At 58.3% G+C, this 13,862-nt stretch carries 7 protein-coding genes; 2 read left to right on the top strand and 5 right to left on the bottom strand.

The genetic code is table 11. From position 1 onward, the window contains the following. Nucleotides 1-65: 65 nt before the first annotated feature. Complete coding sequence (locus tag IPI56_05140) at nt 66-2,930, bottom strand: hypothetical protein (GenBank protein MBK7545119.1); 2,865 nt, start codon at nt 2,928-2,930, stop codon at nt 66-68. A 426-nt stretch (nt 2,931-3,356) separates the two neighbouring features. Between IPI56_05140 and IPI56_05135 the strand changes: the two genes are divergently transcribed. Together IPI56_05135 and IPI56_05130 are read left to right on the top strand one after the other, a co-directional pair. After that, nucleotides 3,357-3,596: a hypothetical protein gene (locus IPI56_05135; GenBank protein MBK7545118.1), complete on the top strand. Its 240-nt coding sequence runs from the start codon at nt 3,357-3,359 to the stop codon at nt 3,594-3,596. Nucleotides 3,597-3,615: 19 nt separating this feature from the next. Continuing rightward, nucleotides 3,616-3,987, top strand: coding sequence for a hypothetical protein (locus IPI56_05130; protein MBK7545117.1), 372 nt, complete (start codon nt 3,616-3,618; stop codon nt 3,985-3,987). Between the two features lie 25 nt (nt 3,988-4,012). Here the strand turns inward: IPI56_05130 and IPI56_05125 are convergent, their stop codons facing one another. From IPI56_05125 to IPI56_05110, 4 genes are read right to left on the bottom strand one after another with little or no spacing between them, the layout of a single operon-like run. Continuing rightward, complete coding sequence (locus IPI56_05125; protein ID MBK7545116.1) at nt 4,013-7,384, bottom strand: efflux RND transporter permease subunit; 3,372 nt, start codon at nt 7,382-7,384, stop codon at nt 4,013-4,015. Between the two features lie 5 nt (nt 7,385-7,389). Then, nucleotides 7,390-10,635: an efflux RND transporter permease subunit gene (locus IPI56_05120; GenBank protein MBK7545115.1), complete on the bottom strand. Its 3,246-nt coding sequence runs from the start codon at nt 10,633-10,635 to the stop codon at nt 7,390-7,392. 12 nt (nt 10,636-10,647) lie between these two features. Beyond that, entirely contained in the window at nt 10,648-12,543 is a 1,896-nt protein-coding gene (locus IPI56_05115; GenBank protein ID MBK7545114.1) for a TolC family protein, read from the bottom strand. 34 nt (nt 12,544-12,577) lie between these two features. After that, nucleotides 12,578-13,861 carry a hypothetical protein gene (locus tag IPI56_05110; protein MBK7545113.1) on the bottom strand — a complete coding sequence of 428 codons (1,284 nt, stop codon included), beginning with the start codon at nt 13,859-13,861 and terminating at the stop codon, nt 12,578-12,580. Nucleotide 13,862 lies beyond the last annotated feature (1 nt).

Genomic DNA, 13,862 nt, shown 5'->3' with positions numbered 1-13,862 from the left:
CGTTTCCGTCCATCCCCCAGCCACCCCAGTCCCGTCACGCGTCTCCGTCCGCTCCTTATATCCCGTCAAAGCCCCCTTCCCGTCAAAACCGCCTCCGTCCGGCCCGTCACCGTCACCTCATGCAAAGTCGCCTTCCCCTCGTCAAACACGAACGCCCCGTTCACCACCCCCGCCGCCTCCGCCGTCACCCGATGCGACGTCTGATTGAACGTCGCCAACCGGTTATAAGCATCGTACGTCGCCCCCGTCACTTCCAGGAAATTCACCAGATCCGGCGTCGCCGAAGACCCCGTCCGCTCCTTATACTGCCTCACCCCCACCCCGTCCTTCGTGTACCGCATCCCCCACGTCTCCGTCACCGTCGTCTCGTCCACCGCCTTCGTCACGCCCTCCTCAACCACCGTCCCCGCTCGCCGCGTCTCGTCACGCGACGTCTTCACCTGACCCAGCACGTTGTACGTCCCGCTCCACATACCCGTCTCCACCACCGCCGTCCCCAGTCGCTCCACACGCTCCCCGTACCGCGTCACGTCGCTCAACCCGTTGTATTTGATCCCCGTCCGGTGCGTCTGGCTTCCCACCGTCGCCCCTTCAGCGCTCGACACCTGCTCCATATGGTATTCCGACAGCCGGTTCTGCTGGTCGTACAGCATCCCCGTCCGCGTCACTTCCCCCACCACCCCCAACGAATTCAACGTCGCCTCGTGGCTCGCCGTCAGGTTCCCATCGACGTTGTAGCTCATCCGGTCCACCACACGCGACATCCAACTCGCCGGATTGTTGTTCTGAACCGTCTCCTCACGGTACGTCACCGCACGCCCAAACCCGTCCAGCACCGTCCCCGTCCGGATCGTCTCCGCCACGCTGTCCAGCTCGTCTTCCCCGTCCTTCCCCTCCGTCCGCCGCACCTCTTTGAAATCCCCCGCCACCGTCACCTGGCTCCGTTCCACCGTTTCCTTCAAATCCCGCAACAGCTCCCCCGTCACCCCGTCCGTCCCCCGCGTCCGCACCTCCGTCCGCCCGCCCACCACGTTCACGATGTTCATGCTCCGCGGATCCGTCGACCCCACCGCCCGCACGCTCCGCGCCTCGTCGCTCCGCATCACACGCGTGTCTTCCACCAAAACAATGTCCACCGCCCCACCGTCCGTCTCCACCCCTTTGATCCGCTTCGTCGTCGCGTTCCCGTCCTGCCGCCGCAACGCGTCGTAATGAATGTTCCGCACCTCCGACGTCACCACCAGCGCCCCGTAATTCACCACCTCGTCGTACCCCTGCAACTCGCCCAGCACATACCCCTTCCCCTCCCCCACCGCGTTCCATTCCTTTATGGAAGTTCGACCCTTCGAATCCGTCGCCTCCTCCCGGTAGCTCATCATGTTGTGTTTCGTGTCGAACACCCCGTTCGTGAACACGCGCGACTTCGTTTCCCCGTTCTCCGTCGTCTTCTCCGTGTACGCCAACAAATCGTCGTACACGTTGTATTCCCCACCGCTAAACTCCAACACCTGCGTGTGCCCAAACGCGTCCGTCGTCGTCTGCTTGTACGCCGCCGCTCGGTCAAATTTGTCGTACTCCCCGTCCCACACCACGTTCATCACTTTCCCTTGGAAATCCGTCGCCTCCCGGTCGTAATGAATCATGTTCTCAAACTCGTCATACCCCAGGTTCGTGAACACGTCCAACTCCACCTTCCCGTCCGGCCCCGTCGTCGTCTTCTTGTACCCCGTCAAATGGTGCGAACTTCGCCCCCAACTGTCCGTTTCCCCCGCTTCCTTCCGCGCGTCCCACCGCTCGTTCACTTCGTAATCCGTCGCCTCCCACGTCACGTGCGTGTCCAAACCTCGGCTCCGCGTCAATTCGTCGTACTTCAACAGGTTCTTGTCCCCGTCGTACTCGCCCCCCCACCACCACTTCTCCGTCTTCACCCCGTTCTCGTCAATCCGAAACTCGTCGAACTTCTTCATGTTCCCAGCACCGTCGTACTGGATGTCCCACCGGTGCAACTCCGTCTTCTCCCCCTGCGGCGTCACCGTCCACTCGTCCAACTTCTTCACCAACTGCGTCTTCGGCACCATCGCCTTCGCCCCATCGTGATAATCCATCTTCCGGTGCGTATAACTCGTCAGCCCCTTCACGTCCTTGTGCTCGATATCCATCGAAATCAACACGTGCGACCGGTTGTACCGCATGTTCGTGATGTTCTGCGTCACCAACTGACCGTGCGGATTCCGCGTCTTCGAATTGTAGATCCGGCTCGCCCGCCCATCGATCAGGTACGTCCGCTGGTACGTCCCGTCGTAGTTCTTCTTCACGTCCATCTTGAATTCCACCATCGCGCCAAACAACGACTTCATCTTCACCTTGATCGCTTCCATCACTTCCTTCACCGTCGCCGCCGCCAGATCCCCAGGCGTCAGAGCGCCTTCCAGACCGTCCATTTGCTGGTTCGCGACCAGCTCCCCGGCCGACCGCTTGTACTGCTCCCGGTACTTCTCCAACTCCTGGTACCCCCGGTTGTGCCGGTTTTGGTTCTCGATGTCCCGCCGCGCCTCTTGATTCGCCACCATCTTCTCCAGCGACTTCGGGTCCAGCCCCGGCTCCGTCGCCTCCCCCGTCAGCTTCCGACGGTCGTTCCACACGTTGTCGTGGAATTTGTAGGCGCTCCCTTTCTTGTCCGCGCCCACAAACTTCATCAATCGATCCAACAATCCAAGCTGCCCGGCAACAACCGGCCGCTTCGACACAGGCAAGAGGGGGAGGCTTGCCGTGCCGGCGCACACCGATTGCGTATAGAACACCACCACCGCCATCGCCACCGCCGCTCCGCGGCGCACGGATTCCAGGCTCGGTGTGTGTTTAACAAAATTCGGCGTACCATCGACGGGCTTGACCAACGCCCGCCAGAGGCGGCTAAGTGTGTTTTTCATAGTTTTCCCCCTGCGGCTCAGTGTCATTGCACTGTATATATAGCGGTTTTGGTCTTAAGATTCGGTTAAGTTCTGGTAAACAGCGTGTAAAACCGAGGTAAATTTCTTGCAAATAAAATATGTAGAAATTGTAACAAAGACAACGGATTCCATTTCTCCGTCGAGGTCCGATTTCATGAACCCCTTGGCCACCCTGTCCTTTCGTATGCGCCACTCTTGCCAAGAAAAAGCGCCCCCCAAGGGAGTCTTTCATTTCACATTCCAAGCGCGAGAAGCATTTCTCAACGACCTGAAAAGAAAACCTCTTTAAATTCCCCTTGACACGATTGGGTGCGTGTTATAGATTTACGCCATGTTCGGCGGCAGCGCCGATTCGTATTCATCCCGGGGCGTTAACTTCCCCGTCTATCGAGGAGGTTTCATATTATGAACAGTGAAAAACCGTTGAAATACATTCCTCTGGCGTTCAAGGGGCTGGGGCTTATCTCCGCCGTTCTGGGACTGGTGTTTTTCATCATCATTCTCGTCGGTGGCGGGACGCCGGACGCGCCCCGCGCAACGTCAATTCTGGCCCTGATCCTGGGGTTCTTTTACCTCTTGTTTTTCTGGACGATCGCGGAAGTGATTGGCTTGCTGATTCGCATCGAAGCCAACACCCGTAACTGATCCCAGGGACCGTTTGACCATGAGCGCCCGCCGTCCACCGTGGCTTTGGTGGGGGGCGGGCGCTCTCTTTTTAATCGCCATCGCGGGGTGGGTGTTTTGGGCCAGCCAACGGGAACGTCGCTTTAAGCCCCTGTCCGATCTCGGCTCCGCCAACCTTCCAACGGGATTTACACCGGGGGAACTCCCCCCCGCCACGGAGATCCCGCGATCCAAACCCGGGGCGGGGATTGATCCCCACCTCCAGCAAACCCTTCAAACCATCAACGAAATCAACCGGCTGAATCAAATCAACGCGGATTTGCGGCAAACCCCAAATCGCCCGGCCCCGCCGACGCCCCCGCTCCCCCCTCTTCCCGAACCGGCGGGGGGCGCATCAACCGAAACCCCTTAAGCAATTCCTGTGGTGTTGTGGGTGGTTAAACAACCCCAGCGGTAGAACCCGCCGGGAGGGGCGTGGCCGTCCGTCGACGGGCCAGCCACAATTCCATGTGATAATAGAGGCCCGGGATCATAAAGAGCGTCAGGAAGGTGGACACGGTGGCTCCCCCAATCACCGTCAAAGCCAAAGGGGCCCACAACTGGGAGGATTCACTCCGGGACAGAACCAGGGGGATCAGGTCCACGATGGTCGTGAGGGATGTGTTGAGAATGGGGGAAAGCCGAAGAAGGCTGGATCCCAGCACCGCCCGCTCCAACCGTTGGCCTTCTTGGCGCGCCTGATTCATCCGTTCGACGAGAATGATGGCCGCGTTAACCACGATTCCCCCCAACATAATCATGCCGATATAAACGCTCATGGTCACCGACGTCCGCGTGATCCAGAGCAGCGGAATGGAACCGATAAACGCCATGGGAATGGTCACCATAATCAATATGGCTTGGGCGTAGGATTCAAACAAACTCGCCAAAACGATAAACACCAAGGCCGCCATGATAAAAAAGGCAAAGCGGAACTCTTTTTCATTTTGAACCATGTCCGCGTAATCGCCCCCCACCTGGTAATAGTATCCCGTCGGAACGTCCAAATCCCGGATGGCCTTGATGCTGCGCTCGGCGGCGGTACTGAGGGCGGTTTTTTCCCGGTTGGCGCTGGCCTGGATGACCCTCTGTTTGTCCTTTCTCCAAACCTCACTTGGGGTTAGGGCGAATTCGAAATGGGATATTTGCTGGATTGGAATGATAGTTCCGTCGGGGGCCATGAGAGTGATGTAATGAATGTCCTCAAGAGACTTGCGAAACTGCTCTTTATCCCGAGCGATGATTTCAAGTTGCTGGGCGTCCTCAAAAAACCAGGAAGGCCTCAATCCTCGAATGCGGGCGTGAAGATCCTCGGCGATGTCTTTGAGCGTCAGATTAAAAAGCGCCGCGCGTTCTTTGTCAACCTTGACCTGCACTTCGGGCTGGCCGGGTTTGTAACGAAGCTTGACATCGGTGAGCCCCTTGACGGCTTGCAGTTTCTGAGAAATCGCGCTCGCCAAATCCCTCAACGTGTCGTATTGCGGGCCAAATACGTCAATAAAAAATTCCTTGGAGGCTTCGGGTTCCGAGAAGTAGATGAAAGAATCGTACTCTTGCCCGATGTCCGCGACTTTCGGGCGCAATCCTTGGATGATGTCCTGAACGGAGCGCGAGCGTTCGGACCGCGGTCGCAGAGTGACATACACTTTTGAGGACCACCCCTCGACACGGGCCGCGGCGGTCTTAACAGTTTCGGAGACCTCCGGGGTGTCGGACAAGACCTGTTCGACTTTGCGGACCACCTGGTCGGAAATATCCAATTTGGCTCCGGCGGGCAACTCGATGTAAATGATGAACTCGTTTTGTTCCGTCGTGCCAAGAAAATCCTTCTCCAAAACCGTGAGATACAGATATACCGAAACACCCGCCGCCAGGGCCATGCCGATGAAAATCCATTTTTGCCATCGGATCGCCGCCGAGCTCCAACGGAGAAAGGCCCGTTGCGGGCGCGCCCGCAGATAAGCCCATTCCGACTTTAACAATGGCCAAATCCGGCCGTACCAGGCGTGATGGGCGGACACCGCGTATTCCTTCCACAGGGGGAGCAAAGGGGTCCCATCGGCGGCGTTCAACACGGGCGCGGCGGGCGCGGGCCCCGCTGGAAACACGCGGCGCGCGTGGTGATGGCCCCAACGTCCCCACGCCCGACGGGTCGCCTCCGCGGCCCACGCCGTCGCGCGAAACACGAACGCCGGCGTCTTCCCCCTAAGCCAATTGATGATCAATGCCAATTTGGCCCTTTCCGTCTGTGATAAATACCCCTTGTGCGCCGGCAGGGCCAAGCGGGACGCCAAAAGGGGAACCAGGGTGACCGCCACCAGGAGGGAAGCGACCATGGAGAAAGCGATGGTGTAGGCCAGGCCGGAATAGAGGATTTTCACCTGTTTGTTGATGAACACGATCGGCAGGAACACGACCACCGTTGTCAAGGTTGACCCGATCAAGGAGGTGAACAACTCTTCCGTGCCTTCCACCGAAAGCACAACCCCGTCCTCTGATTTCCCTTCTTTGCGCGCGTGGCGCTTTTTATGGAGAATGTTTTCTAGAACGACGGTGGCGCCGTCCACCACGGTGCCGATGCCGAGGGCCAGCGCCGACAAGGTCATGATGTTGAGAGACAGCCCGATCGACAGCATGAAAGACAACGTGATCAACAGGGCGACCGGAGCCGACAAAAACACAACCAGGGTGTGGCGCCAATCCCGCAAAAAGAAAAATATAACCAATAACGTCAATACCATCCCCATGCTCAGACTGCTGGTGACGTTGTCCATCGCCTCTTTGATGAACACGGATTGGTCGGTGATGATGTCCATTTGGATCTGCGTACCAAGGATATCTTCTTGGACGGTGCGCGCCACTTTTCGGACCCGTTCGGCCACCCGGATCGTGTTCGAATTGTTCTCTTTCTGAACGTAGACCGAAACCGTGGGTTTGCGGTTCAAGCGCGCGTAACTCTGGGCGTCCAGGTAGAAATCTTTCACGTCGGCGACGTCCCGCAACTTAATTGAGGACCCCTCGCGGGTTCGCCGGACGTTCAAGTTTTTTAAATCCTCGATGGTTTTGTATTGCCCCATGGCCCGGACGAAGTGTTCGGCGGCGCCGTCCTCCCGCTTTCCCGTCAGCAGGTTGACGTTGTTCCGTCCGATGGTGTCGATCACCTCGCGGATCGGCAATTGGTAGGCCTCCAGCCGGTCCTGATAGAATTCGACCAGGATTTTCCGCTCCCGACCGCCCCCGACTTCCACGTTGGCCACCCCGTTGACCCGCATGAGCTTTGGTTTGATCTGGTTATCAACGATTTCCCGCAGGCGCTCGGGGGTGTTTTTATCGCTGGTGAGAGAGAGGATGATGACGGGGTAATCGTTCTCCGAGTAATGGGCGACGACAGGCTTTTCAATGTCTTTGGGCAATTTGTTTCGGATCTTGGCCACCCGCTCCTGAACCTCCAAGGCGGCGAAACTGAGGTCGGTGCCGGGCTCGTACGTGAGGGTGACGACGGACCGGTCTTTCCGGGAGACGGAGAGTACGGACCGGAGATGCTGGACGGTCGCCACCGCCTCCTCAATGATTTTGGTGACGAGGGTTTCGATGTCTTCGGGGGGCAGACCGCCCCGCACGCCCACGTAAATCGTGAGGGAGCCTGCCGCGGCGTTGGGAACGAGGTCGACGGGCAATTTCCACCAGGAAAACACGCCCAGGATCGCCAAACCCAGGAAGAACATCACGGTGGTGACGGGCCGACGGACGGCAAATGAGGGGAGGGACATGGGGGTTACTCGGCGACGGGTTCAGAACCTCTTTTTTCCCGCCACAGTTCGGAATGGTAATAAGCGAGAGGAAGAACGAACAAGCTCAGCAGGACGGATATTCCCAAACCGCCAAAGGTGACCACCGCCATGGGAGAGGCCAATTCCCCGCCTTCGGACAAGCCCAGAGCCAAGGGCAACACCGCCAACACCGTGGTCAGGGAGGACATCAAGACCGGCCGCAGTCGTGTCGAGCATCCTTCCACCACGGACTCCCAAAGGGCCACGCCTTCCCGTCGCCGCTGGTTCATAAAATCGATCAATATGATGCCGTAGTTTACCACGCTCCCGACCAACAAAATCATGCCCAAAAAGACCGGGGCGCTGAGGGGCGTTCCCGTCATGGCCAAGCTGATGGCCACACCCACAACCGAAAACGGTACCGTCACCATGATGATGAACGGGTGCCAAAGGGATTCAAATTCCGAGGCCATGATCATGTAAACCAGCGCCACAGCCAAGATCATCGCCACGACCAATCCCCCGAAAGATTCCTTGATCTGTCGGCTTTCGCCGGTCAAATCCACTTGATAATCCGCCACGCCTTGATACGTTGAAAGCAAAGCCTCGACGTCCTTGAAAACGTCCCGGGTTGACCTCTTGGCGATGTTGCCGCTCACCACGATGGCCCTTTGTTGATCCATGTGCTTGATTTCACTGGGCCCCTCCGCGGTGCGCAACAACGCCAACTCGGAAAGAGGGACAGCCATGCCGTCCCGCGACAGGACGGACAAACGGCCGATATCGTCCATGCTGGTCCGATCCTCGGTGCGCAGGCGGACGCGCACATCCACTTCCTGTCCTTTCTCTTTGTAATTCGTCGCCACAAACCCTTTGATGCCGATCAGCGCGGTTCGGGCGATCTCGGCGACCGAAAGTTGGTAGGAGGCGGCCCGCACCTTGTCGATTTCCACCCGCGTTTCCGTTGAGGGCAGGGCCAGGCTGGTTTTCACCCCGTAAACCCCCTTGATGCCACCCAGCCCGCGCATGATTTCCTCGGACATTTTCTTAAGAATGGTCAAATCGGGGCCTTTGATTTCCACCACGATCGGCGAAGAGGTTTCGAAAGCCGAAGCCAGAACGCTGTCCTGGAGAATGTACTGGACTTCCGCCCCGCTCAGATCCTGGGAGTCCAAGACGGTTTTGACTTCCTCAATGTATTCGTCGGTGGAACGGATTTTTCGATTGATGTTGACGATGGCCTGCCCCTCGTGGTCGCCCAGGGCTTCCACCGCCTCGCTGGCGTTGGAACCCACCGCGACGGTAGCCTCTTTGTAGCCCGGCACCTCTTTCAACAAGCCCTCCACTTTGCGCATCACCTCATCGGTCTTAACGAGTCGCGTCCCCACGGGCATCTTAATCTTCAAAATAAACTGCCCTTGGTCGACCTTGGGCATAAAAACCTTGTCTTGAATGGCCAGAAGGCCGAAACTCGCCAGCGCACCCAACAAAACGATTTGGACCGTCGTTTTGGGATGCCGCAAAACCCAAGCCAGGCTCCGTTGGTAAGCCATCATCCATCGACCAAAAGCTTGTTCCGACAAACCGCGGACAAACCAATCCGCAACCCGTCGAAAAATATTCGCGCGGGGGGGCGGCTCACTGAGCGGGGTTTCCCCCGCCGCCGGATTTCTCTTCATCAACCTCGTCAACCATTGGAAACCGATCGGGTGCGCCATCATCAGGGGCACGAGGGTGATGGAAATAAAGACCGAGGCGAACGACGCCGCGGTGACGATGAAGAACATGTCCTTAAAAACGAGTTGGGCCACCCCCTTCGCGAACAGGAGAGGAAGCAACACGGCCACGTTGGTAAGGGAAGAGGTGATCATGGACGGCGCCACTTCGTCCGTCCCGTCCATGGCCGCATCGGCGCCGCTTTTCCCCAGTTCGGTCTTGTGCCGGGCGATGTTCTCCGCGACGACGATCGAGTTATCGACCATATTCCCGATGCCCAGCCCCAACCCCGCCAAGGACAGCATGTTGATGGAAATGTCCTTCAAAAACATCCCGGTGAAAGTGATCAAGGTGGACGTGGGGATCGACATCGCGACAATGGCCGCAATGCTCCAACTGCGAAGGAAGAAATAAAGGACCAAGAAGGCCAAGAGGCCGCCCAAAATCCCGTCTTTCGTGACGCCGCTGATGGCCTGTTGGATGAAGACCGCCTCATCGTAGACGAGTTCCAACCGGACGCCCTTGGGCTCCAGCACCCCCGCCAATTCCCGCATGGCGAAACGAACCCTTTTGGCGGTGGCCAGGGTGTTGGCGTCGGCTTGCTTTTGGACGGCGATGGCCACGTTGTCGCTGCCGTTGTAGCGGGAGAAACTGCTTTTTTCCTTAAAGGTGTCCCTTACTTCCGACATGGATTCGAGATAAATGAGGCGTTGGTCTTTTACGGAATAATCCCGGTCCTTGTCCTCGCTGCGTCGCCCCCGCCAGCGCGGGCGGCTGTCCATTTCTTCGGGGCGCTCCACCCGCACCGGCAAACGGCGGATTTCGGCGATGTTTTGAAATTCCCCCATGGTGCGAATGAGATACTCGTAAAAACTGCCCTGGACCGTCCCCGCCGGATAGTTCAAATTGGAATCCTTGAGGGTGTCCACCAACATCGTCAAAGAAACATTTTGGGATTCCATCCGGGGCCGATCGACTTCCACCAAAATCTCCCGCTCCTCGCCGCCGGATATAACGGCCGATGCGACGCCGTCCACCTTTTCCACCCGTTGTTTTATGACTTGCTTGGCGATTTCGGTGAGTTGGCCCATGGTTTGATTTCCGCTCACCGAGTACACCATCATGGGCTGGGCGAAGGGGTTGATGCGGTTGATGATCGGATCGTCCGCTTCGGAAGGCAAGCGGTCTTTGATTTGGTCCAATTTTTCTCGGGCCGTGAGATGGGCGAACCCCATGTCGGTGCCCCAATCGAATTCCAGCGTGACCAACGACACCCCCTCTTTGGACAGCGACCGAGCGCGTTTGAGGTTGGGGACCGTGCCCACCGACTCTTCAATCACTTTCGTGATGAGGTTCTCGATTTCCTCGGGGGCGGCGTTGCCGTAGCGGGTGATGATCAGCAATTGGGGGAAGGAAATGGACGGGAAGAGTTCCCGCGGGGTGAAAAACCAGGAGATGATCCCCATCAGCCCCACCGCGGCGTAAAACATGGTGCCGGTGACGGGCCGGCGGACGATGAATCGCGCGAGGGACATGGGGTCCCGGGGTTACCGAAATTCGGGGATGGCCGTCAGGGGAACGCCCACCGCGCGTTCCAGCCCCGCCAGCGAGATCCGATAAAACGCCAAGGCCTCTTCGTAATTGGACACGGCGTCGGCGTAGGCGTTTTCGGCGGCCAGGGTTTGCTGAGGTTCGATCATGTTCATCCGCTCTTTCTGCTGAGCGATGTCCATCTCTTTGTCGCGATAGTCCAGCTCGACCCGAGCGCCTTTAATCTGAATTTTGGCCTTTTGGATGTTGTAATAAGCCTCGCGCACATCGACTTCCACGTTGCGCCGGGCCTGGAAACGTTCGTACTGCGCCCGAATGCGGCTGGCTTCGGCCTGCCGGGCGTCCCCCGCCGAGCGGAAAGAGTCAAACAGGGCGAAACTTCCGCTGATGGCCTTGACGTCCTGGGCCGTCGTTTCCGCGTAGTCGGGGGTCATGTGTTCTTTGGAGGTGGAGGCCTTGACGGTGTTCCCCCCCACGTAAAGGCTCGCCTGGACACCCATGTTCCAACTTCGTCCCAAATCCAATTCATCGCTTTCAAAGGCGCCGCCCGACCGGCCGAGGAAATAAGTGCCGTCCACGCGGAGCATATTGGCCGCGGCCGCCGCGCGATGGCCGAATTTTTGCGCCAGGAAGGCGTAATCAGCGGCCAATTTGTCGGGGCGGTTTTCGTAGGCGTATTGAACCAGGGATTCAGGAGGGACCCCCAACTCCACCAGGCTTTGCGGATTGACCGCGTCCGGCGGCGTGGAGAGCAAATCGGGTATCGCCTGTTCCATGTTCAGGAGGGACGCCATTTTAAGGCGCGCGATCTCCAGATCTTTCTCGTCGGAAAGAAGCCGGTAATACCCCTGGCTGAAAAGCGATTCCGCCCCCAGGAGATCCGCCTTGGTGATCAGACCCAGTTGTCCTTTTTTGCGGGCCAGTTCGATGATCTTCTCGGCGCGCCCCGACATTTCGCGGCGAATTTTCAACGACCGCTGGGCTTTGATCAAGTTGTAATAGGCCTTCACTATTTCAAAAGTGACCTCGGCCTTGACTTTGCGGATGTTTTGCTGGGCGCCCTGCATTTGCCACGCCGAAGACCGGTAGTTGTAGAAGTTACGTCCGCTGTGGAAAATGGGGATCCCGAACTCAAACCCGTATTCTTTTCTTTTGAATTTCGTGTTATCGGTGGACACCGTCGGATCTTCGAACAGCGTGCCTTCCGATTTCGAAAATTTGGCCGTCGCGGCGGGCAGGATGTTCCGCATGGCCTCAAGGTAACGGAATTTGGACACGCTGTATTCCCGTTCCGCCACTTTCAGCGGCTGGTGGTTGGCCAAGCCAACATCCAAGAAGTCTTTTAACACGGGATTGGAGGGCAAGCCCACCTGGGGCGTGGACAAGGGGGATTTTATTTCCCGGCCGGCCTCCTGGTCCTCCTGTTCGCTGCTGCGCGGGGCGGGACGCAGTTCCGCGACGAGAAAGTTTTCTTTCTGGGTCACGACGAAAGCCACCGGCTCTTTCGAACGAATGTCGATAAAATCCAGGGGCTTGGCCGCCCCTCCGGGCGCGGGGGCCATGCCCGCCTTGTACCCGAACCGAACTTCCTCGACCAAATCGTGAAACACCTTTTCGATCGCGGGTCGCTTGGAAATGGCTGGCTCGAGGAAATAAAGCACCAATCCCTGCCCCTTAGCCGTCATGACTTCCCGGTATTTTAGGGCCCGCGTGCTTTCGATCGTGACTTTCGCGAACCGGCCGGCCCCAAGAACGGTCACCCCTTCGATGACGTTTTCCTTGGGACGGGGGGCGGGGATGTCTTTTTTCGACGGTTTCGCCGCGCTCCAACCGAAGGTTGAGAACGCGGCGACCAGCGCGAGGGAACTCCATCGACGGGCTTGAAATTTCATGCGGGACTCCTCCGGTTGTCGTGGTCCGACGCGCCTACCGCGGACGACTTTCCTCTTGCTTCGTCTTCACGAGGGCCTGCTTCGCTTTCACATAGTTCGGATCGATGCGCAACGTCTTTTCCCACAATTCCTTGGCCCGGGTCAAATCCCCCTGGGCCCAGTGCGTCAAACCTTCGCGGTAGGCGGATTCAGCGGCTTCCCGCTGTTGCGCCCGGGAATCTTCCAACGCCTGTTGGGCTTTGGCGTCATCGGGCCGGGCCGCCAAATAGCGTTCGAAGGCCTCGTTCGCCTCGTCAAACCGACCCTCGCCCAAGTATTGCTGTCCGCGCCGATAATTTCCAGCCCCCCCGTCCGACAGAGGGTTGTCGCTGATCTGGAACCCGGGATCGCGGCCGTAAATTCGATTTAAATAATCCGCCGCGACTCGGTTCAACGGATCTTTATCCAGGACCGCCTGGAAACCCCGGGTGGCCTGGGCCCGTTGGCCTGTGGTGAAATGCCCCATGGCCCGTTCCAACATTCTCTGAACCTCCTCGGAACGCATCCGCGCCATTTCCTCAATATTGCCCCGCCGCGCCTTGTCGAGGCAAGCCCGGGCCTCCGGATTTTTTTGATCCAGGGAAATGGCCTCCGTGCAGGCTCTGATCGCTTCCAAATACAATTTTTGCCGCGTCATCTCCCGCCCCACGTCCAACAGAATCAGGAATCGGTCCAAGCGTTCCTGTTCCTGAAGGTTTTTGCGCGCCCGTTCCATTTTGGCTTTGACGTCCAACCGGCTGGGATTGAATTTGAACACCTGCTCCCAAGAAGCCACCGCCTTAAACCAGTCTTCCTTTAAGTAGGCCACCACCCCTTCGGCGTAATACCGATCGCTCGATTCCGCCCGGGTTTTGGAAACGGCCTTTTCCGCGCGAGCGAGAATATCGGCGTTCAGTTTCTTGACATCGGAATGAAGCGGAAGACGCGTGGCGATGTCGCGAACCCGATCCGAGGCCTCCACAAGGCGGTCCTGGGCCACGTAGGCCGTGACCGCGTCGAAATTGGGCCGTTCCGTTTCGCGCAATTTTTTGATTTTTCGATCCTGCAATTTGACCGCCGTCCTGAGCCCTTTTCCGGCCGCGGCGTTTAGAGGGTCGATCTGGAGGATGGCTTTGTAGAGGCGGATGGACTCGTCGTAACGTTCCTCGAAATAGGCGTCCACGGCGTTTTGCAGGAGTTCGACGGGCGAGGCGGAATCTCCCGAAGCCGCGCGAACACCCCAGGCCACCCCCAGGAGGGCGCCCAGCAACACGCGGCGGCGATCGACGATTGGCTTCATG

The sequence above is a fragment of the Elusimicrobiota bacterium genome, assembly GCA_016706425.1.
Taxonomy (GTDB): domain Bacteria; phylum Elusimicrobiota; class Elusimicrobia; order FEN-1173; family FEN-1173; genus JADJJR01.
This window is presented reverse-complemented; position numbering and strand designations above follow the sequence as displayed.

Excerpts from the sequence above, each read along its gene's own strand:
- IPI56_05135 (MBK7545118.1), top strand. The coding sequence starts at position 3,357 with ATGAACAGTGAAAAACCGTTGAAATACATTCCTCTGGCGTTCAAGGGG.
- IPI56_05130 (MBK7545117.1), top strand. The coding sequence starts at position 3,616 with ATGAGCGCCCGCCGTCCACCGTGGCTTTGGTGGGGGGCGGGCGCTCTC.
- IPI56_05125 (MBK7545116.1), bottom strand. The coding sequence starts at position 7,384 with ATGTCCCTCCCCTCATTTGCCGTCCGTCGGCCCGTCACCACCGTGATG.
- IPI56_05140 (MBK7545119.1), bottom strand. The coding sequence starts at position 2,930 with ATGAAAAACACACTTAGCCGCCTCTGGCGGGCGTTGGTCAAGCCCGTC.
- IPI56_05110 (MBK7545113.1), bottom strand. The coding sequence starts at position 13,861 with ATGAAGCCAATCGTCGATCGCCGCCGCGTGTTGCTGGGCGCCCTCCTG.
- IPI56_05115 (MBK7545114.1), bottom strand. The coding sequence starts at position 12,543 with ATGAAATTTCAAGCCCGTCGATGGAGTTCCCTCGCGCTGGTCGCCGCG.
- IPI56_05120 (MBK7545115.1), bottom strand. The coding sequence starts at position 10,635 with ATGTCCCTCGCGCGATTCATCGTCCGCCGGCCCGTCACCGGCACCATG.